This is a genomic window from Allobosea sp. FG18, from assembly GCF_057809495.1.
The window spans coordinates 78,191-97,536 of the sequence record NZ_JBMDKB010000001.1; the positions used below are offsets into that span (position 1 = coordinate 78,191).

General features: G+C 66.1%; 24 protein-coding genes and 2 pseudogenes. 14 read left to right on the plus strand and 12 right to left on the minus strand.

Going from position 1 to position 19,346, the window contains the following annotated elements; genetic code table 11:
* Positions 1-6 precede the first annotated feature (6 nt).
* From ACODTJ_RS00355 to ACODTJ_RS00365, 3 genes are read left to right on the plus strand one after another with little or no spacing between them, the layout of a single operon-like run.
* Positions 7-879, plus strand: a complete 873-nt coding sequence (locus ACODTJ_RS00355) for a CheR family methyltransferase (RefSeq protein ID WP_454658226.1) — start codon at positions 7-9, stop codon at positions 877-879.
* A complete protein-coding gene (locus ACODTJ_RS00360) occupies positions 876-2,000 on the plus strand; it encodes a protein-glutamate methylesterase/protein-glutamine glutaminase (RefSeq protein WP_488847275.1) in 1,125 nt (374 codons plus the stop codon). Before ACODTJ_RS00355 ends, ACODTJ_RS00360 begins: the two co-directional genes overlap by 4 nt.
* Positions 1,997-3,736: a hypothetical protein gene (locus ACODTJ_RS00365; protein WP_488847277.1), complete on the plus strand. Its 1,740-nt coding sequence runs from the start codon at positions 1,997-1,999 to the stop codon at positions 3,734-3,736. Before ACODTJ_RS00360 ends, ACODTJ_RS00365 begins: the two co-directional genes overlap by 4 nt.
* 464 nt (positions 3,737-4,200) lie before the next feature.
* Here the strand turns inward: ACODTJ_RS00365 and ACODTJ_RS00370 are convergent, their stop codons facing one another.
* The gene (locus ACODTJ_RS00370; protein ID WP_488847278.1) at positions 4,201-4,356 is read right to left on the minus strand and encodes a hypothetical protein; all 156 of its coding nucleotides are present in this window, start codon (positions 4,354-4,356) and stop codon (positions 4,201-4,203) included.
* Between the two features lie 195 nt (positions 4,357-4,551).
* Here ACODTJ_RS00370 and ACODTJ_RS00375 point away from each other — a divergent pair, with 195 nt between their 5' ends.
* From ACODTJ_RS00375 to ACODTJ_RS00385, 3 genes are read left to right on the plus strand one after another with little or no spacing between them, the layout of a single operon-like run.
* Positions 4,552-5,664 carry an efflux RND transporter periplasmic adaptor subunit gene (locus tag ACODTJ_RS00375; RefSeq protein ID WP_488847279.1) on the plus strand — a complete coding sequence of 371 codons (1,113 nt, stop codon included), beginning with the start codon at positions 4,552-4,554 and terminating at the stop codon, positions 5,662-5,664.
* Positions 5,661-6,794, plus strand: coding sequence for an ABC transporter permease (locus ACODTJ_RS00380; protein ID WP_454658222.1), 1,134 nt, complete (start codon positions 5,661-5,663; stop codon positions 6,792-6,794). Before ACODTJ_RS00375 ends, ACODTJ_RS00380 begins: the two co-directional genes overlap by 4 nt.
* Before the next feature lie 3 nt (positions 6,795-6,797).
* On the plus strand, positions 6,798-7,484 hold the full coding sequence (locus ACODTJ_RS00385; protein ID WP_454658221.1) for an ABC transporter ATP-binding protein: 687 nt from the start codon (positions 6,798-6,800) through the stop codon (positions 7,482-7,484).
* Positions 7,485-7,596: 112 nt separating this feature from the next.
* Here the strand turns inward: ACODTJ_RS00385 and ACODTJ_RS00390 are convergent, their stop codons facing one another.
* Entirely contained in the window at positions 7,597-7,893 is a 297-nt protein-coding gene (locus tag ACODTJ_RS00390; protein WP_488847283.1) for an ArsR/SmtB family transcription factor, read from the minus strand.
* A gap of 89 nt (positions 7,894-7,982) precedes the next feature.
* Here ACODTJ_RS00390 and ACODTJ_RS00395 point away from each other — a divergent pair, with 89 nt between their 5' ends.
* From ACODTJ_RS00395 to ACODTJ_RS00405, 3 genes are all read left to right on the plus strand, one after another.
* Positions 7,983-8,336 (plus strand): carboxymuconolactone decarboxylase family protein, encoded by a 354-nt coding sequence (locus ACODTJ_RS00395; protein ID WP_454658219.1) that lies wholly within the window; start codon positions 7,983-7,985, stop codon positions 8,334-8,336.
* 151 nt (positions 8,337-8,487) lie between these two features.
* Positions 8,488-8,694 carry a YgaP family membrane protein gene (locus ACODTJ_RS00400; protein WP_454658218.1) on the plus strand — a complete coding sequence of 69 codons (207 nt, stop codon included), beginning with the start codon at positions 8,488-8,490 and terminating at the stop codon, positions 8,692-8,694.
* 31 nt (positions 8,695-8,725) lie between these two features.
* The gene (locus ACODTJ_RS00405; RefSeq protein ID WP_454659047.1) at positions 8,726-8,944 is read left to right on the plus strand and encodes a DUF2478 domain-containing protein; all 219 of its coding nucleotides are present in this window, start codon (positions 8,726-8,728) and stop codon (positions 8,942-8,944) included.
* 20 nt (positions 8,945-8,964) lie between these two features.
* Here the strand turns inward: ACODTJ_RS00405 and ACODTJ_RS00410 are convergent, their stop codons facing one another.
* The 3 genes from ACODTJ_RS00410 to ACODTJ_RS00420 all read right to left on the minus strand — a co-directional run bounded on the left by ACODTJ_RS00410 (position 8,965) and on the right by ACODTJ_RS00420 (position 11,619).
* Positions 8,965-9,363, minus strand: coding sequence for a response regulator transcription factor (locus ACODTJ_RS00410; protein ID WP_488847286.1), 399 nt, complete (start codon positions 9,361-9,363; stop codon positions 8,965-8,967).
* 134 nt (positions 9,364-9,497) lie between these two features.
* Entirely contained in the window at positions 9,498-10,115 is a 618-nt protein-coding gene (gene fixJ / locus ACODTJ_RS00415; protein WP_454658216.1) for a response regulator FixJ, read from the minus strand.
* Positions 10,105-11,619: a PAS domain-containing sensor histidine kinase gene (locus ACODTJ_RS00420; RefSeq protein ID WP_454658215.1), complete on the minus strand. Its 1,515-nt coding sequence runs from the start codon at positions 11,617-11,619 to the stop codon at positions 10,105-10,107. The genes fixJ and ACODTJ_RS00420 overlap by 11 nt, the downstream gene beginning before the upstream one ends.
* 223 nt (positions 11,620-11,842) lie before the next feature.
* On the opposite strand from ACODTJ_RS00420, the gene ACODTJ_RS00425 reads away from it, so the two are divergent.
* On the plus strand, positions 11,843-12,136 hold the full coding sequence (locus ACODTJ_RS00425; RefSeq protein ID WP_454658214.1) for a DUF6455 family protein: 294 nt from the start codon (positions 11,843-11,845) through the stop codon (positions 12,134-12,136).
* A 241-nt stretch (positions 12,137-12,377) separates the two neighbouring features.
* Complete coding sequence (locus ACODTJ_RS00430) at positions 12,378-12,719, plus strand: hypothetical protein (protein WP_454658213.1); 342 nt, start codon at positions 12,378-12,380, stop codon at positions 12,717-12,719.
* A gap of 216 nt (positions 12,720-12,935) precedes the next feature.
* On the opposite strand, the gene ACODTJ_RS00435 is transcribed toward ACODTJ_RS00430, so the two are convergent.
* Positions 12,936-13,157: a hypothetical protein gene (locus ACODTJ_RS00435; RefSeq protein WP_488847292.1), complete on the minus strand. Its 222-nt coding sequence runs from the start codon at positions 13,155-13,157 to the stop codon at positions 12,936-12,938.
* 66 nt (positions 13,158-13,223) lie between these two features.
* Between ACODTJ_RS00435 and ACODTJ_RS00440 the strand changes: the two are divergent.
* The 3 genes and pseudogenes from ACODTJ_RS00440 to ACODTJ_RS00450 form a co-directional block, all read left to right on the plus strand.
* Positions 13,224-13,367: pseudogene (locus ACODTJ_RS00440) on the plus strand (IS5/IS1182 family transposase); the annotation flags it as partial.
* A gap of 50 nt (positions 13,368-13,417) precedes the next feature.
* A complete protein-coding gene (locus tag ACODTJ_RS00445; protein WP_454658212.1) occupies positions 13,418-13,660 on the plus strand; it encodes a response regulator in 243 nt (80 codons plus the stop codon).
* A 256-nt stretch (positions 13,661-13,916) separates the two neighbouring features.
* Complete coding sequence (locus ACODTJ_RS00450; protein WP_454658211.1) at positions 13,917-15,179, plus strand: molybdopterin molybdotransferase MoeA; 1,263 nt, start codon at positions 13,917-13,919, stop codon at positions 15,177-15,179.
* 106 nt (positions 15,180-15,285) lie between these two features.
* On the opposite strand, the gene ACODTJ_RS00455 is transcribed toward ACODTJ_RS00450, so the two are convergent.
* From ACODTJ_RS00455 to ACODTJ_RS00480, 6 genes and pseudogenes are all read right to left on the minus strand, one after another.
* A complete protein-coding gene (locus tag ACODTJ_RS00455; RefSeq protein ID WP_488847296.1) occupies positions 15,286-15,825 on the minus strand; it encodes a DUF2478 domain-containing protein in 540 nt (179 codons plus the stop codon).
* Positions 15,825-16,847, minus strand: coding sequence for a GTP 3',8-cyclase MoaA (gene moaA, locus ACODTJ_RS00460; protein ID WP_454658209.1), 1,023 nt, complete (start codon positions 16,845-16,847; stop codon positions 15,825-15,827). The genes ACODTJ_RS00455 and moaA overlap by 1 nt, the downstream gene beginning before the upstream one ends.
* A 179-nt stretch (positions 16,848-17,026) precedes the next feature.
* Positions 17,027-17,611: pseudogene (locus tag ACODTJ_RS00465) on the minus strand (carbonic anhydrase); the annotation flags it as partial.
* Positions 17,604-18,173, minus strand: coding sequence for a hemerythrin domain-containing protein (locus ACODTJ_RS00470; RefSeq protein ID WP_454658208.1), 570 nt, complete (start codon positions 18,171-18,173; stop codon positions 17,604-17,606). The gene ACODTJ_RS00470 and the pseudogene ACODTJ_RS00465, both read right to left, overlap by 8 nt.
* Positions 18,151-18,462 carry a hypothetical protein gene (locus ACODTJ_RS00475; RefSeq protein ID WP_454658207.1) on the minus strand — a complete coding sequence of 104 codons (312 nt, stop codon included), beginning with the start codon at positions 18,460-18,462 and terminating at the stop codon, positions 18,151-18,153. The genes ACODTJ_RS00470 and ACODTJ_RS00475 overlap by 23 nt, the downstream gene beginning before the upstream one ends.
* 12 nt (positions 18,463-18,474) lie before the next feature.
* Complete coding sequence (locus tag ACODTJ_RS00480) at positions 18,475-19,308, minus strand: peptidylprolyl isomerase (protein WP_454658206.1); 834 nt, start codon at positions 19,306-19,308, stop codon at positions 18,475-18,477.
* Positions 19,309-19,346: the final 38 nt, after the last annotated feature.

A 19,346-nucleotide genomic window follows, 5' to 3' on the forward strand; every position in this document is an offset into this window, starting at 1 on the left:
CCAATGATGTCGGACGCCGCGGACCATCTGGCCGACAGGCATTTCTCGGCCATCGCCGCGATCATCGAGAGCCGCGTCGGCATCAAGCTGCCGGCGGCCAAGCGCACCATGGTCGAGGGGCGGCTGCGCAAGCGCGCCCGTGCCCTCGGATTGTCGAACGTGTCGCACTATGGCGCTCATCTGTTCGAACAGGGCGGACTCGATGACGAGCTCGTCCACCTGATCGACTGCGTCACTACCAACAAGACCGATTTCTTTCGGGAGCCGAGCCATTTCGAATTCCTGCGCAATGTCGCGGTACCGCAGCTGCAGCAGCGCAAGGACACGCGCCCCGCGAGCCTGAAGATCTGGAGCGCGGCCAGCTCGACGGGCGCCGAGGCCTACACGGCCGCAATGGTGCTGCAAGACCTCGCCAATGCCGGGGCGCCGATGCGCTTCTCGATCCTGGGGACCGACATCTCGACGGAGGTACTGCGCGAAGCCGACATGGCGATCTATCCGAGCGCCTTCGTCGCCCCGGTGCCGACGGCGATGCAGCAACGTTACCTCATGAGATCGAAGGATCCGCGGCAGGACCTCGTCAGGGTCGCGCCGGAGCTGCGCCGCAAGGTCCGTTTCGAGCGTCTGAACCTGATGGACGAGAGCTATCCGTTCGACCGGGACATCGACGTCATCTTCTGCCGCAACGTCCTGATCTATTTCGACGGCCCTACCCAGAAAGCGGTGATCCGGCGGCTGGTATCGCATCTGCGTCCCGGCGGATACTTGATGCTCGGCCACTCGGAATCCATGGCCGGCAGCGGCATTCCCGGTATCCAGCAGGTCGTCCCGACCGTGTACCAGGCCTGTCCGGCAGCGCTCAGGAGGTCAGCAGCGTGACCAGCCAGCCGATCCGCGCGCTCATCGTCGACGATTCCGCCTCGGTGCGGCAGGTTCTCAGCGCGATCCTGAACGACGACCCCGGCATCGAGGTGATGGGAACGGCGGCCGACGTCCCGGCAGCGGTGCGCCGCCTGCAGAGCGAACTGCCCGATGTCATGATCCTCGACATCGAGATGCCGGGGATGGACGGGCTGACCTTCCTGCGCAAGATCATGGCCCAACGGCCGATACCCGTAATCATCTGCTCGACCTTGACGGAAGCCGGATCGCGAGCGCTGTTCGACGCCCTGGAGGCCGGTGCGGTCGACGTGCTGCCGAAGCCTCGTATCGACACGCGCAACGCCCTGATCGAGACGGCCGACCGTCTGCGGCACTCGGTCAGGGCGGCGGCCCAGGCGCGGCTGCGGCCCAGGCTGGCGCGCCCGCCGATCGAGAAGAAGCTGACGGCCGATGTGATCATGCCGCCACCCGTGCCCGGCCGCGCTCGCGGCGAGACGGACCGCATCGTCTGCATCGGCATCTCGACCGGGGGCACCGAGACCTTGCGGGAAGTGCTCACCGCGCTCCCGACGACCTGCCCGGGTATCGCCGTGGTGCAGCACATGCCCGAAAAGTTCACTGCGGCCTTCGCGCGCCGGCTGGACGGCATCTGCGCCGTCGAGGTCAAGGAAGCCGAAGACGGCGATGAACTCAGGACCGGCCGCGTGCTGATCGCGCCGGGAAACCGCCACATGCTGCTGCAGCGCTCGGGTAGTCAGTATCGGGTTGCGATCAAGGATGGCCCGCATGTCTCGCGCCACCGTCCCTCGGTCGACGTGCTGTTCCGCTCGGCGGCCCAATATGCCGGCGCCAACGCGCTCGGCCTGATCATGACCGGCATGGGCGATGATGGGGCCCGCGGCCTGCTCGAGATGCGCAAGGCCGGGGCCTGTACCCTGGCGCAGGACGAGGATAGCTGCGTCGTCTTCGGCATGCCGAAGGAAGCGATCGAACTCGGCGCGGCCCAGCGCATCGTCCGCCTTGCGCGGGTTCCGCATGAGATCATGGCCTGGCCGCAGGCGGTCGGCAATTCCGCGGCGGAGCCGCGCCTGGTGCGTGAGGGGGTGGATCCGCGATGAGTTGCAGCGATCACCCAACATCAGTGCTGACCGACACTCTCGAGACCGGTGCGCGACAGATCGACAGCACCTTTGCCGAGGCGGGCGAGCGGCTCGGCGCGGGCCTGCCCCTGTTCGACAGCCTGAAGGAGCGCTTCTCGACGCTATCGCGCGAGCTGACCGGCGAGGACTTCGGGCGCGCACGGGCGACGCTCGGCGGATTGGCTTCGGACCTTCGCCGGCTCGGCCAGAACCTCTCGGGGGAAATCGGCAAGTTGCAGGACCTGGCGACGCACGACGCCGTCGTCTCGCAGGCGCTGGAACGCCTGATCAGGCAAATGCGGCTGATCATGATCCTGACCCGCGGTGCGCGCATCGAAGCGGTCTCCATCGCATCGACCGGGAGTGACTTCGGCGCGTTCACCGGCGAGATCCTGACTTTGACGACCGAGGCGCAACGCACCGTCGAGGCTTGCGCCCGCGATCATGACAGGCTGAGCGCGCTGCTGCGCTCCGCTCTCGGGATGCAGCGCGATTTCGAGCGGCGCTACGGATGCGCTCTGTCGGTCCTGGCAGAAAAGCTCGAACTGACCCTCGCCGCGGTAGCGGTTCGCCAGCAGAAGAGTGCGGCACTGACGAGCGATGCCGCGGCCCATTCCGGCAGGATCGCGATGGCGACCGGAGGTGCGATCGTCGCACTGCAGTCGGGGGACAGCATACGGCAACGGCTGGAGCACGCGATCGCGGGGTTGCGGCTCGTGGACGCGATCGCCGAGGGGACGGGTCCGGGCGCCGGGCTCGGCGATGAGGCGAAGCGAGCCTGCCGCTTCGTCCTGCACCGGCTCCAATCCGGCCAGCTTCGCGACATTGCGGCCACCCTCACCGGGGATGCCGATACGATCGAGACCGCGCTGGCGTTGCTCGCCGGGGATACGACGAAGCTGATCGATCTCATGTGCGCATTCTATGGCGGGCAGGGCACAGAACCCGTCTCCTTCCTCGGAAATCTCGAGGCCGAATTGGCGGAGGCTTCCGAATTGCTCGGCAAATGCGATACCGCGCGAGCCGGCGTCGATCAGGTCACCGATGCGCTGTCGGGCGTGCTCGACACGTGCCAGCGAACCGTCCCGATCCTATCGAAAGCCGTGTCCGACATCGTCCTGATCGGCATGAACGCGGGACTGCGCGCCGCGCGCATCGGCGGGGGCGGCCGCAGCCTGGTCGTCATCGCCCAGGAGCTGAAGCAGGCTGCCGATGCGATCGCGGCAGACACGCGCCGCCTGACGCCGATCTTCGATCGGATGCAGGCCGTTTCAGGTGAATTCAAGCGCTGCGACAGGCTCGATGCGGCCCGCTTCGCGGCGCTCGAGCGGGCGATGCGTAGCTCACTCGCCTCTATACGCGGGACCGGAGAGCGGCTCGGCGCCACGCTCGACTGGCTGGCCCAGGAAAGCGACGGCTTCTGCGCGGTGATTGCGCAGGCGCGGCTCTCATTCTCGAATGTCGGCGCTACGGGCGACCTGATCGCGTCGGCGGCCGATCAACTCGCCCGTTCCGCTGCGCAGGAGCCTGGGCCGGACGCGGATGCGTTCGGGTGCGTGCGGGACATCCTGCAGGAGCATGTCTGGTCGAGCTACACCATGGCGGCGGAGCGCACGATTCACCGGACGATCATGGCAGAATGCGGCATCTATCAGGAGGCGGCGCAACCTCAGCCGCATCAGCCGGACGCGGCGCTGGACGAATTCATCTTCTGAGATCAACTGCCCTATGAGTTTTTTTGCTGACGCCGCAAGCGTTGCAAGCCGTTGCGCCAACATCCGCATCTCGGATGTTACCCAGGATTGCGACGGTATCAACGCCAAGCTCGCCATGCGTGAGAAGGCCGCCGCCTATCATACACGATGGACCCGCGCCGCGCGGCACCCAGACGACGTCGCCGGTCTCGCCACCGTGGTGGCGCGAAGCCGCGCGGACATAGACGTCGGGGCAACTGCGCTGATGGTTCTCCGCCCCGGGAACCGGGCCGAGCTTGCAGGACCGCACCACCTCCGCGCGCTGTTTCTGTGCGCGAGGGCGAAACCATCCGGCGCTGGACGGTAGGTGTCTTGCTCGCAGATGGCCTACTTACTGGTGCCGGCCATGTTACGCGCTGACAACGAGAGTGCAGTTCCGCCGTGCGTTTCGGATCGCGATCCACGACGGGGATCGTTGCGCTCCGTCAATGTACAACATCCTGAATCAAATATTCATTGATGTCGGGGGGATACGCAATGACCGTCGTGAGTAGCGATAACTGGTTGTTGGCCGCAAGGAGGCCAACCCGGGAGATGTGCGCTAGCCCGGCAGCAGGCGTCGCCGCCGCCGCCTCGGCCACGACGTCATCGTGCCCTGGCTCACCTGAACGGCCGCCATGCGGCGCGCATGATCGCTACGGAGCCTGAACGACATGGATGCGCCATCCAGCCAGCCGGGTATCGTCGGCGGTCTGAACGCGACGAAGCCGAAGCGGACAGGCATCTTCGGCCGCCGAGCCGTCCGGCGTGCCCTTGCGGGCGTCGCGGTCGTCAGTGTGCTTTTGGGCGCCGGCGTCGTCTACAGCAATCGTCCGGTCGAAGTTGAAGCACTCATGCCCGAGCGTGATGTTCCGGTCCGTGTATTCGGACTGGGCACGGTCGAGGCCCGCGTGATGTCCAAAGTCGGCTTCGAGGCTGGAGCTGCGCTAGTGGAACTCCATGCGGATCACGGCGACCATGTCCGCAAGGGGCAGGTCTTGGCCCGGCTCAGCCTCGGCGAGCAGGAGGCCAAGGCGGCAAAGGCACGCGCCGCGCTCCAGATCGCCGAAGTCAACATCGAGCGGGCGGAGGCGAATCTGGAGAAGGCGCGCGCCGTTCTCGCGCAAAGGCAGGTTGCCAACCGGCGTAGGCAGGAGCTCGCCGGACGTAGCGTCGTATCGGAGCAGTCGGCCGAAGAGTCCGCCCGGGACGAGGCCGTTGCCAAGGCGGATGTTACCGTTACCGAAAGCGAGGTCGCGAGCAGCAGGGCGCAACTGGCGGATGCCCGGGCGCAAGTCCAGTTCGAAGAAACACTGCTGGGCCACCGGACATTGACGGCTCCCTACGACGCGATCGTCATTGAACGGCACAAAGAACTGGGCACGGTCGTCAAGGCCGGCGATCCGATCTTCACGCTGATCGCAAACGACAGCTACTGGGGTCTCGCCTATGTCGACGAGGCGCGTGCCGGCTTCATAGCGGAAGGCCAGCGGGTCCAGGCCCGCTTGCGTTCCCGCCCGCAGGACGTCTTCACCGGCAAGGTGCTCCGCATCGGGCTTGAAAGCGATCGCAGCACGGAGGAGCGACGCATCTTCATCAGGGGCGACAACCCGCCCGCCCGCGTTTTCCTGGGAGAGCAGGTCGAGTTCCTGATCACCGCTGCCACCCTCGCCGAGGCGCTTCTGATTCCAGAGGCAGCCGTCCATGGCTACAACGGCCACGAAGGCACGGTCTGGACGCTCGAGGATGGCCGGCTGAACCGCCGGCTCGTCAGGTTCCGGCATCGCACGGAAGATTCCCGCCTCGAGATCGTCGGCGGGGTGCCCGAGCGCGCGCGCGTGATAATGCGGGTCACGCCGGACTTGCGGGTCGGGCGCCGTGCGCAGGTCAGCGAGGGCAAGGGGCCGTGAACCTCGCCTATCGCGACATAAGGCACGGCTTCGGGCGCTTCATCCTGACCTGCATCGGGCTCGGACTTCTGCTCGGTGTCGTGCTGGCCATGATCGGCATCTATCGCGGACTTGTCGTCGATGCGCTGACCATCGCCCGGGCTCCCGCCGTCGATCTGTGGATCGTCGAGGCCAGCACGCGTGGCCCCTTCGCCGAAGCCTCGCGCATTCCCGGCGACGTCCGCGAGGCCGTCGCGCGCATCGCCGGCGTGGAGTCGGCTGGCGGCATCACCTATCAGACCGTCGAAACTGAGCATATGGGCGCCAAGCTCAGGCTCTATGTCATCGGCTACGAGCCGACGCGGCCGGGAGGGCCGCCGGAGATTCTTGCCGGACGGGGGATCGCCCGCAGCCATTATGAGATGGTGGCCGATCAAAGCACCGGCCTCGCGCTCGGCGATCGCCTCCGCGTCGGCCGGAACACGTTTTCTGTCGTGGGATTGACGCGCCACCAGGTCAGCTCCGGCGGCGATCCGGCCGTGTACATCACCCTGGCGGATGCGCAGAAGCTGCAGTTCGACCTTGCCCCGCCGGCAGTACGCATCCAGCAGGCACGCGGTGTCGTCGGAGGAAGCCGCGACACTGTGAACGCGGTCGTCGCGCGGCTGCAGCCCCATGCTTCTCCCGAAGCGGTAGCAGAAGCCGTCCGCCGCTGGAAACACCAGACTGCGATCACGCAGGAGGCTCAGGAGCAGATCCTGATCCGCTCTCTGGTCGACCGCGCCAGGCGTCAGATCGGGCTCTTCACGTCGCTCTTGCTCGTCGTATCCGCTGTGATCATCGCCCTGATCATCTACACGATGACCATCGAGAAGACCAAGCAGATCGCCACCCTGAAGCTGATCGGCGCCCCGGATCGAACCATCATTGGCATGATCGTTCAGCAGGCGCTGGCGCTCGGGCTCATCGGATTTTCCATCGGCGCCATGCTGATCGCGAGCATCAGCGGCTCCTTTCCGCGCCGCGTGATCCTCGAAGCCGACAACATGTTCGCGCTCGGCCTCGTCGTGGTGGTCGTGTGCCTGATGGCGAGCGGGCTCGGGGTTCGCGCGGCGCTTCGGGTGGATCCCGCGACGGCATTGGGAAGCTGAGAGATGGCAGATCATCCGCTCGTCCGCTGTGAGCGCATCTCCAAGCATTTCGGCGAAGGCGAGACGCGGGTGGACGCACTTCGCGATGTGAGCCTGGACGTCTATCCGCGTCAGGTCGTCGCGTTGCTCGGCCCCTCCGGCTCCGGGAAGACGACACTCCTCAACATCATCGGCTGCATCCTCGATGCGTCCTCGGGCTCGATGGCGCTCGACGGCGAGACGGTGCTGAGCGAGGGGCGATGGCTGAAACCCAATCTCAGGCAGCTCAGGCTCCACAATATTGGCTTCATCTTCCAGTTCCACAATCTCATCCCGTTTCTCGACGCGACCGATAATGTGGCTCTCGTGCTGCAACTGGCCGGGGAGGAAGCGGGCGCGGCCCGGGCCCGAGCGGTCGAGCTGCTCGATTATCTCGAGGTCGGGCACCGCCGAAACGCGATGCCCGCCCAGCTATCGGGTGGCGAGGCGCAGCGCGTTGCCATTGCGCGCGCCCTGGCCAATCGGCCACGTATCATTCTCGCCGACGAGCCGACGGCCGCACTCGATTCGAAACGCGCGGGAATCGTCATGGACCTGCTCCGAAAGGTTGCCGTCGAGCAGGAGGCCGCGATCATCGTCGTCACCCACGACGAGAAGATATTCGACTGGTTCGACCGGAAATTCACCCTGCGCGACGGTCGTCTTGCGTAGGGCCTACGGGCAGACGATGCATCGTCGGGGCCGATCGGACCTCCGCATGCGCCGTGTTTGCCGAGCCTGATCGGCAACGGAGCAGGACATGCCGGCAGTGCTGGCCGGCTTCTCAGGTCTTGCTGGCGCAAAAATGCCCGTAGAGCACCGTCATAATCTCAGTCACGACCGGGTGGCCGATGAAATAATACAGGGTCCGGTGATCGCGGCGGAATTCGACGATACCCTCGGCCTTCAGTCTGGCGAGGTGCTGGGACATCGAGGTCTGCGGTACGCTGGTCGCTGCGATCAGCTCCGTGACGCTCCTTTCGCCCTGGGACAGCGCGCAGAGAATTAGAAGCCGGCTCGGATTGGCCAACCCCTTGAGGAAGTCGGCTACGGCTTCGGCCTTCTCAGGCATGATCTGCATCAAATCCATTGTGACGCCTACTTCACATTTCATGTCCTTCTTATATTATCAAAACATGAAGTGTTAAGCGAGCCGGCTAGGAGTGGGCTTTGAGCAAGGATTATCGCGCCATCACCAGGGATATCTCGGCCTACACCAGCGAGATCCGGAAGCTGCAACCCGATGCCATGCAGGCTTTTTACGCTCTGTCGAAGGCAGCCGGTGCCGACGGTGCCCTCGACAGGAAGACCAAGGAGCTGGTGGCTCTCGCGATCGGCATTACGCAGCGTTGTGACGGCTGCATCGGATTCCACAGCAAGGCATTGGTTGGCCTTGGTGCGACGAGGCAGGAAGTAGCCGAGATCGCTGCGATGTCGGTCTATATGGGCGGTGGCCCGGCGCTGATGTACGCCGCCGACGCCTTGCGGGCCTTCGATCAGTTCAACGAGCCGGTAGTAGGGTAGGTCAAGCGGCGGGAGGGAGTCTTCGGCTCCACCATCCCCTGCTTATGTCAGATTGGGGGCGAGAGCGTCGTCTCTCGCGTTGTCGGGACGAAACTCTGCCAAAAAAGGGCAATCCAACTCGAAGCGGCCGCAGGCCAGGGGAGAATGCATCATGACCAGGAATGTCGGGGGGATCGATCGCCTGTTGCGAATCGTCGTTGGGCTGGTCCTGCTATCGCTGATCTTTGTCGTCGAAGGTGCAGCGCGCTGGTGGGGATTGTTCGGGCTCGTCCCGCTGTTGACCGGTCTTTTCCAAACTTGCCCGCTTTATTCGGTGTTTGGCCTCAATACCTGTCCGCTCCGGAACATCCGTAAGTGAGTGGAAGCCGACGCGCGGTAATTGACATCGGATCGTCAACCGCTTCGGCAAGCACAAAGGTAAGGGGCGGGGCCTGCGCGAGGAGATCGAGATGGCGGTTGCCGCGGGCATCCCGACCGTCATCGCGGTCAATCGCCAGTATCTGCGGCAATGGCAGGCTTTCGCCGGCGAGGTCTTCGTCACGCTGCCGCTCGATGCCGGAGAGATCGAGGACTGGTGTCGCAAGGCCCTCGCCGAGGTCAAGGCCTGACATTCGAGGGCATCCCCGCCTCAGCCTTGCCTGCAAAATTCCTCGCTGCCGCCGTTCGCCAGCGCGTCCCTGATGCAGTCCGACAGCGAATTGTCCTCCAGCGGCTTTTCCAGCACCGCGCGGCAGCCGCACAGCGTCGCCCGACGATGAATCTCGGCGCTGGCCTTCTCCGTGATCAGGATCGCCGGCAGCGCGATGGCGCTCTGCCGGAGGCGACCGATCAGTGTCAGCCCGTCGAGCGAAGGCATGCAGTGGTCGATGACCATGCAGGCGCGCGCCGGCAGCTCCCCTTCGGCGAGCAGTTCCTCGCCGTTGCGAAAGGCCCTGACCTGGAAGCCTTCGAGCGCGAGGGAAAACGTCAGCGACTGCCGGACGGCATCGTCGTCATCGACGATGATCACGCATCCTTCGGAAGACATGGCATGCCTTGCTCCGGGTGATCCGCGGCTCGGATCGCGCCGGGTTGGTATGCCGGCAGTCTGTGTCGGCCCGCCGCGGCATCCAAGTCAGGAATACACCTTACGCGAGCCGCTCCCGATGGTGCGTTGCGACCTCAGGGGGCGTTGTCGCCGACCAACAGGGCAAAGCGAACGAGCTCGGGCAGGCTTGCAGCCCTCATCTTGGTCATGACATTGGCCCGGTAGATCTCGACCGTGCGGGGGCTGATGCCGAGCTCGTGCGCGATCACCTTGTTGGCCTTGCCTTCGACGAGACGGTCGAGCACCTGCTTCTCGCGCTCGCTCAGCGATTTGAGGCGCACCAGGATGTCGATGCCCTGCGCCTCGCGCTGCGTCTTGCGCTGATGCCGGTCGAGGGCCGAGCGCACCGCGGCGAGCAGCCGCTCGTCGTCGAAGGGCTTCTCGATGAAGTCGACCGCTCCCTCCTTCATCGCCTCGACGGCGATCGACACATCCGCATGGCCGGTCATCACGATCACGGGAAGGCTGAAGCCGCGCACGGCAAGGCCGCGGAGGAATTCGATGCCATCGAGCCCCGGCATGCGTACATCGGTGATGATGCAGCCCGTCGGCGCCTCCCTGACGTTGTCGAGAAACTGGCTGGCGGATTCGTGCAGCCTGACTGGAAACCCGTCGGAAGCCAGCAGGAAAGAGAGCGATTGCCGGACAGCCAGATCATCATCGACAATATGGACGATGGCATCACCCTGCATGAGCCATCTCCTCCGGATCGACGGCGCGCAGTGAAAAGGTGAAGCAGGTTCCGCGTCCCCGCTCCGACACGGCCGAGATCTTTCCGCCATGCGCCTCGACGATGGTGCGGCAGATCGAGAGCCCGACGCCCATGCCATGCTGCTTGGTCGTGACGAAAGGCTGGAAGAGCTGGTCGACGATCTCGGGAGCCAGGCCCGTGCCGGTATCGCGAACCGAGATCTCCAGCATCTCCTCGCTGATGCGCCGGGTCTCGACGACCAGCTCACGCCGCTCCTCGCCATCCATCGCCTCGATCGCGTTGCGGATGAGGTTCAGCAACACCTGCTGGACCTGGATGCCGTCGGCGAGCGTGAAGGCAGCGCGAGGGTCGAGGAGATAGGCGATGTGAACACCCTGTTCCCGAGCGCCGACCATGGCCAGCGCGCTGGCCTCCTCGATCAGCTTGGCGAGAGGCTCGATCCGGCGCTCGCTTTCGCCGCGCTGCACGAATTCGCGCAGGTGCCGGATCACCTGGCCGGCGCGCAGCGCCTGATCGGCCGCTTTCGTGACGCCGTCCTCCAGCAGGCGGGCGGTTTTGCCCTCCATGCGCTGGAGAATCCGGCGGCACCCCTTCAGGTAGTTCGTGATGGCCGTCAGCGGCTGGTTGATCTCATGGGCCAGCGTCGATGCCATCTCGCCCAGCGCCGTGAAGCGCGACATGTGGACGAGCTCGGACTGCAGCTCCTGCAGGCGGGTTTCGGTCTTCTGCCGTTCCGTCAGATCGCGGATGAAGCCGGTGAAGTAGCGCCGGCCGCCAGAGTGCATCTCGCCGACGGCGAGTTCCATCGGGAAGGTCGAGCCATCCTTGCGCTGGCCAACAACGATCCGCCCGATGCCGACGATCCTGCGCTCGCCGGTGGCGAGATAGCGCTTGATGTAGCTGTCGTGATGATGCCGGTAGGGGCTGGGCATCAGTATCTTGACGTCCTCGCCGATCACCTCGCTGCGATCGTAGCCGAACTGCCGGACCGCTGCCGCGCTGAAGGACTGGATCCGGCCGTCCTCGTCGATCACAACGATGGCGTCGGGTATCGTTTCGAGGATGGAGTGCAGATGCGCCTCGCGGACGGTGTGGGCCTCCTCGGCCTGGAGCTGTTCGGAGATGTCGCGCAGGACGAACGCATATCCGCCGGGGCTGCCGGACTGCGCCTTCACGGGCGCGATCGAGAGCTGCGCGGTGAACGAGGCCCCGTCCCGTCGCCGGCAGATGCGCTGCGTCTCGGCCCTGCCGGCCTCCTGCGCCGCGGCGAGCAGGGAGGCTGTCACGCCCGGATCCGCGGCGACGAAGAGGCATGCGAGGTCGCCGCCCAGAAACTCGGCCCTACTCCACCCCGTGATCTGTTCGGCGCCGGCGTTCCAGCTTCCGATCCGGCCCGCCTCGTCGACGAATGCCAGGCCGATTCCCGTCACTGCCTCGATGAGAACCGCAGCCAGTTTCGTTTCAGATTCTATCTCACGGGTCAAAGGCAAGTTCTCCTGCCGGTTCGTTCCAACTGGAGGCGATTTGCCGCCAGATGTTGAAAAGACTGCCGATGACGGACGGATTCCACTCCTGTCATTTTCAGGATCACATTCGAAACTATGACGAAGATTGTCGTGCCGGGGGCCGGTTGTCCTTGTTTTGAGACAAAGAGGTGAGGGAATTTTGCGCTTACTCTTCGCTATTCCTCTTGTCTGGGAGCGCGACATGCATCCAAGGCTACAAGGGCAAAAGGCCAGGCGGCGATGGCCAAGGTTCGAAAGGGTACGGCAGCAGGCGGGCTTGTTTCGCGAGATGATCGAGCGGGCGGATGTCGATCCTGGAGCAGCGGCCAGGGACGGCTTTGGCGGCACTTTCGCCATGGCCGCGCGCCTTTGCTTGTCCTGCCCTCACGCCTGCGCTTGCCGTGGCTGGCTCGATAGCGGCGCGTCCGGGGCGGCCCCGGATTTTTGTCGGAACATTGCCTTCCTGCGCCGGGTCAGCGCGGTAGGTTGTGATTGAAAAATGGACCGAGCGATGGACTTACAAGACAGACGCGATGCAGTGGCGACCGATGCGGCCTAGGGTCGGCCAGGTCTCCCAGACACGCACCTACGCCGCGTTTGGACGGCCTGGGCTCGCCGCTGCGATGGCGGGGGAGAGCCGTTCGACGGTTTCACGGATCGTGATGGTGAGTGCGTGCTTGCTGGGGATCATGTCCATGCAGACCCATCAAGGGCGGCTTGTTGGGTAGATTCGGGATGTGTTCGACCTCGGCATTTACGTCGTTGGGAACGCGATGAGTGAAGACACGGTGCGCGTCGTTGACGAAATCGCCAAGGACAAACTTGATCGCGGCCAACTTCAAGATCTTGTCTTCAAGCACCTCGACGCAGTCAAACAGGAGTGTGACAAGGACGACCGGCAGCGGCGCGAAGCTGAACTCGCTGGGAACGGGCACATCCTGACCGGCATGATGAGGCCGCATCGTACGGTGCCCAACAGTCAGGCGAAGCTGTCCGAGGTGGAAGCCGGAAGGGCCTGTGAGCCGCCGCGAGGTTCATTCCATCGAACCACGGTCGGCTTGTTGATGACAGTAATCTAGGAGGCCACGACGAGGGACAGTGCCCGTTCGCCGCTCGTCAAGACTACGATTTCGGCCGTCGATGCTTAGCTCGAACGGCATCACGGTCGCCCTCATGCCGCCATCGCTGTCATGTCCCCTTCTCGGCGATGTGACGCTGAAGTCGCGTGCCGGCGAGCGGAGATCGAGAAGGCGCGGATGAGGTGAACCTTGGGGCAAAGCTGTGGCCTCTGGCCGTTACGCTCCACCAACCTGCCATTCTCTGAAGGCGACGCTTTCGGGCTCCAGGTTGAGTAGCCCGAGTGCGCGCAAGGCGATCTGGTCGACGATCGCTGCGATGTCGGCCGGCTTCAGATAGAAGGCCGGGACGGGCGGGGCGATGATCGCGCCATATTCGGTGACCTGCGCCATCGCCCGCAGATGGCCCAGATGCAGCGGGCTTTCCCGCGCCACCAGCACGAGCCGGCGCCGCTCCTTGAGCTGGACGTCGGCGGCGCGCGTCAGGAGGTCGCCGAGCTGGCCAGGCCCGCCGACTTCACACGCGTCATCGTCGACGCCACGGTGTAGGAGAAGGCGATCGCCCTCCCGACCGACGCCAAGCTGATGCGCACGGCCCGTGAGCGGCTGGTGCGCCTGGCGAAGAAGGTCGGCGTCGACCTGCGCCAGAGCTTGCCGAGCAGGACCTGCCTTCGAGCGGCTGCCTCATTATCGACTATTCCATGCCCGCTCTCGACGGCGTCGAGCTCATCGAGCGCCTGTTGCGGCGACATGTCGAACTACCGGCGATCCCGATCGCCGCAAAGGCGACCGGCGAAATCTGCCGGCGGCCGCTCCAAGCCGGCTTCAGTCAGGTCCTTGAAAAGCCGCTCGATAACGGCTCGCTCATTGATTGCATCCGCTGCGCCCTGGCTGCCTGTCCAGCCAGGGGCGCGAAGGGTGAGGCACCCGAGGCCGAAGCCTGACGCGGAGGCGTGGTCATGGCTACCGGCCTCAGGAACTCCCCTTATGGAGAGCCTCTGAATGTTGCGCGGTACTGCCGCCGGGTATTGCTGCACGCACGTCACCATTTGATGAGACGTGAGTTCCCATGCAGACCGCGCTCGCCCTGCCACGATCAGGCCTCTGCTCCGAGGGTGCCATCGCGCAGCCGGCGCATCGTCGCTGCATCGTCCGGCGTGACAGCTCGATCCTCGAGCGCCTCGCAGCTCAGAGGCCCGCATGACCATCCCGCTCAACCCGCAGCCCGCCATGCCCGGCCCGGCCTTTCAGGGCCTGCCCCTCGATACGGCCTGCGCTCAGGCCGCGGCCTTTGCGAACGTCATTCGGGAAACCGAGAGCGTCGCCCTGGCCCAGGCTGTCGGTCGCTGCCTTGCGCAGAATGTCGTCGCCCGACGCGCCTGTCCCGACCGCGATCTCTCGGCCATGGATGGCTACGCCGTCGCGACCGCCTGCAATCTCGGTGCCGGCACGCACCTCAAGATCGAGGGCCGGATCGCGGCGGGCGACGTCGCGGAAAGCCTCGCGGATGGCACGGCGGCCCGCATTTTCACCGGAGCTGCGATCCCGGCCGGAGCCGGAGCCGTCGTCATGCAGGAACATGCCAAGCGGGACGGCGCCTTCGTCATCCTGGAGCGTCCGGTCGCGATGGGCGAGAACATCCGTCGCCGTGCCGAGGATGTCGCTCCGGGTGACCTGCTCCTGCGAGAAGGCCAGCGCCTCAACGCGCGCGGCGTCGCGATCGTCGCGGCCCAGGGCATCGACCGGCTCGTGGTGCGCCGGCCCGTCCGTGTCGCGATCCTCTCGACGGGAAATGAGCTTTGCCATGCCCAGGGAGACTGCGTCCCGGCGACCGGCGCCCTCGACTCGAACCGACCCATGCTGCTGGCGCTGGCGGCCGCACAGGGCCTCACCGCGGCCGACGCAGGCTGCGTGCCCGACGATCCCTCAGCCTTGGCCGATCACCTGCGGCGCCTCGCCGAGCGCTGCGACCTCATCGTGACGACCGGGGGGGCCTCGGTCGGCGAGGAGGACCATTCCGCCACGGCCCTTAGGCTCGCAGGCGGCACCGGCGCCACCCTGAAAATGGCGCTCAAGCCGGGCAAGCCCGCGATCGTCGGGCGGATCGGCGCCGCGACCTATCTCGGCCTGCCCGGCAATCCGCTGGCGGCGCTGGTGTCCTGGTCGCTGCTCGGAAATGCGGTCTTCGCCCGGCTGGAGGGGCGCGCGGTCACAAGGCAGCCGGGCTGTCCCATGCCGATCCGGCTCGCGCTCCGGCGCAAACCGGGAAGGACAGAGTTCATTCCGGCCCGCATCCACGGCGGCCCGGGCGGCCTGGAGCTCGAATTGCTGGCAGGAAACTCGGCCCGCCTGCGTCCGCTGCTGGACGCCGATGGCTTCGTCGAACTGCCGGAGACGCTGACCGAAGCCCAGCCGGGACACCGCCTCGCCTTTCATCCCTTCGAGCGGCAGTTTGCCGTCTAGGCTCAGGACCGAAAAGTGGAATCCACTTTTCGGAGAAATCCAATGCCAGGACAACGAGATGGATCGCGATTCCGCGTCCGGAAGGACGCGCGGCGGTCGAGCGGCGTCAGGCGCGGGCCGCCTGGGCACTCCGGGCGCACCAGCCCTCGATCTGTTCCGGATCCGCCGCCAGCATGGTTGTGTCTTCTCCGGCAAAGGCCCGCCAACGTGGTAGCAGAAGCTTGCTGACGGCGATGACGATCGGAATTCCGGCGACCACCGCCGCGCCGATCTCGTCGCGCAGGCCCTGGCCCTCGCATTCCCGCTGGCCGAACCGATTGACGAACAGCACATGCGGTCGCGCCTCGACCGCCTCGCGCAGCCAGCTCGCCGCAACGGCAAGCCCGGACGGATCGAGCCGGCAACCGCGGGTCGCCGCGCCACGGTTCTCGAAGATCTGGATCTCCCGCCCTGTTCCGATATCGTCGAGAAACAGGGTAGCGCAGGTCGAGGCGCAACCGGCCTTTCCGTGCTGCAGGAGCCCGCGCGGGGTGAGTCCGGCGACCTGCAGCCTCTGCACGGCTTGCGCAAGCGCGGTGTCGGGCCTCTGATCGCGCTCATAGGCCACGACGCCAATTCGCCCCTCGTCCGTCCCGGTCTCCATCATCAGCCTCCCGTCATGCTCATGTGCCGCGGCACGACCGGCCGATTGCTGCGGTCGATCACGAAATCATGTCCCTTCGGCTTGTCGGCGATGCCTTCGCCGATGGCGGCATGCGGCTGGTCGTTGCCTTCCGAACCTCGAAGGGCCTGGCCCAGGTTCCGGCCTTCCTCGTGCCCGAGGCAGGTGTAGAACATGCCGGTGCAGGTCACGCGAACGCGGTTGCAGCTCTCGCAGAAGGAATGCGACATCGGGGTGATAAAGCCGAGCCTGCCACCGGTCTCGGCGACGCGAACATAACGCGCCGGCCCGCCCGAACGATAGGGCAGGGGGTGCAGGGTGAAGTGCTGCGCCAGGCGAGCCCTGACGTCGGACATGGGCAGATACTGGTCGCTCCGATAGGCCCCGACATCGCCGAGAGGCATCACCTCGATCAGGGTCAGGTCCATCCCGCGTCCATGCGCGAACCGGACGAGATTCTCGATCTCGTACTCGTTGACGCCCTTCAGCGCCACCGCATTCAGTTTCACCGCGAGTCCGGCCGCCTGCGCCGCGTCGAGGCCGTTCAGCACCTTGCCGAGGTCGCCCCAGCGGGTGATGGCGCGGTAGCGCGCCGGATCGAGCGTATCGAGCGAGATATTGACGCGCCTGACGCCACAATCGGCCAGCGCGACGGCATGGCGGGTGAGCAGGGTGCCGTTGGTGGTCAGCGTCAGCTCGTCGAGCGCGCCGCTGGCAAGATGCCGCGACAGCGTGCGCAGCAGCGAGATCACATCGCGCCGGACCAGAGGCTCGCCGCCGGTGAGGCGGATTTTGCGAACACCGCGCTCGACGAAGGCCGCGCAGAGCCGGTCGAGCTCCTCAAGCGAGAGCAGGTCGCGCCGAGGCAGGAAGGACATCTTCTCGGGCATGCAGTAGACGCAGCGCAGATCACAGCGATCGGTCACCGAGACCCGCAGATAGGTGACGCGCCGCCGATAGGCATCGATCAGCGGGGAGCCGCAGGCGGCAGGACGGGAACAGCTCATTCGGCAGCCTCGTGCGGTTCCCCTTCGCCGGCTTCCGCCGGACAAGCGCAACCTTTGCCGGAATGGCCGCCGAGCAGGCGGATCGCGCTGGCATGGATGTGACCTGACCAGTCATCGACGGGGGTGGGATCGACCATGACCGGTCCGATCTCCGCCTCTTCCGGGCCGCTGCGGGTGACGCCGAGATCGCGCACCAACCCGTCTTTCAGGCCATAGATCCAGCCATGGATCCGCAGCGAGCGGTTTCCGGCCCAGGCGGCCCTGACGATCGGGGTGCGCGCGACCCGGGACACCTGCGCCTCGACATTCAGCTCGCAGAGCAGATTGAGACGCGCCTCCTCGCTGGCGCTGGAATCGAAGCGCTCGCGCTGGCGTTCGTAGACGTCGACGACGGGGGCAAGCCAATGGTCGACCAGCGCACCGGCCTGGCGCTCGAGCGCCCGGCGCACGCCGCCGCAGCCGTAATGGCCGCAGATAATGATATCCTCGACCCTGAGCGCCTCGACTGCGAACTCGATTACCGAAAGCAGGTTGAGGTCGCCGGTATGCATGACGTTCGCGATATTGCGATGGACGAAGAGCTCGCCCGGATCGAGCCCGACGATCTCATTGGCCGGCACGCGCGAATCCGAGCAGCCGATCCACAGGAACCGCGGCTCCTGCAGGGCGGAAAGACGGCGGAAGTAGCCGGGTTCCTGGCGCGTCTTGGCGATGGCCCAGTCGACATTGCGGTCGAACAGCGCCTGGATCGAAACCTCAGCCATGGCCGCGCCCGCTGAGCACGATGCCGCGCCGGGCCGCCATGCGCCGGGCCAGCCCGTCGCGGTCTCCCGCCGTCAGCAGCAGCTCCGCCAGCGGAATCAGCACCGCGTTCTCCACTGTGAGATGGCGGCGCTGGCGGCGCGAGAAGCTGGCGAGGGCTGCGCGGAAACCGGCCTCGTCCCACTCCGCCGTTCCCCGCGCCCGCAGCCCGCCCGCGATGATCCCGGCGAGCCGGTCGTCCTCGGCATGTTCCCGAGAGAGCAGTCCGAGCAGCCGCTCCGCGCCGTCGCGCGGCTTGGCGCGCCGGCGGATCAGCGGAAACAGATCCTCCTCCTCGTCGATGACGTGCAGCGGCAGCTCATGCTCGATGCAGTGCAGGATGGCGTCGGCGGGGATGGTCGCGGAGCCGGGCGCTTCGGCGATGCCGTCGAGCAGCCGGCACAGGTCGCGCAGGCGATGGTGCTCGGCGACGATGAACTCGAGCGGGCGCGCCAGCAGCTCGCTGCGGACCGGTGCCAGTGCGTCGGTCTCGGCGGAAAGCTCAGTGACCGTGGCCGCAGGCATGAACCGCTTCCTTCGGCGGACGAAGGGCAAAGTGCAGGATGTTGCGCAGGCAGGCCTGGCCGGGATCGGTGGTCCGGCCCATGACGCCGATCAGGGAGACCCAATCCTCGTCGGAAGCCTGGTTGGAGAAGAGGTTGACGGCGCGGGCGGCGAAGCCACCGGCCGTGAGCCCTTCGGCCGCGGCAGCCGTCTCGACCTGGGTCAGCAGCACGAGATCGCCCAGCCCCACCAGCGTCTGCATCGCCATGGCTTCGTCGTCGAGGCGGGAGATGATGTCTCCGAGCAGCATGGCAACCGCCTTTCAGTGGACGTTGAGCTCGCCCGGCGACGGCAGCTCGATGCCCTCGACCCGGGCGCGACCGAGCAGTCGCGCGACATATTGCGCCTGCGCCCGTTGCCGCACAGCCTCGCCGAGATAGGCCGCGATCCGTTCCTGCACGAGCTCGAACGGCAGCAGGCGGCCCGCAATGGCCCTGTCGAGCCGGATGATGTGGAAGCCATAGGGCGTCTCCACGGGCTCGCGGCCGATCGTGCCCGGCTCCATCGCCGCCAGGGCCTTCTCGAACAGCAGCGTCGTCTGGCCGCGTCCGATCTGGCCGAGATTGCCGCCGAGCTCGGCCGAAGGGCAGGCGGAATGCAGGCGGGCGAGCTCGGCGAAGCGACCGGGCTCGCTCGCCAGTTCGGCGATGGCGGCACCGGCCTGCCGCCGCGCGCGCTCATAGCCCTCCGCGTCATCCCCGCGTGCCGCAAACAGGATATGCGACGCCTCGTAGAGATCGGAGCTGCAGAAGCGCCCGGCATTGCGCTCGTAATAGCGCCGGCACTCCTCCTCCGTCGGCTCGGGCACGCTGATGTCGCGCTCGACCAGCGCGCGCATCCGCGCCTCGTCCTCGGTCTCGCGCCGGCCTTCCCCATCCGTCATCGGCTCGGCCTCGATACCGAGCCGGACGACCTCCTGACTCAGGGCCTCGCGGATGACCAGCGCCAGGGCCGCGGCCTTCCAGGCGGCGGCAGGCGACGAGGCCGGGTGGTTCTGGACCTCGCGCGAGATCATCGCCCGCGAGATCACGGCTCCGTTGACCTTGATCGGAGCCTTCGGGGCTGCGGTGACCGGCTGGGCCGAGCAGGACGACATGGCGGATATCCCGGGATGGGTTGCGTGCCGATGCGGAT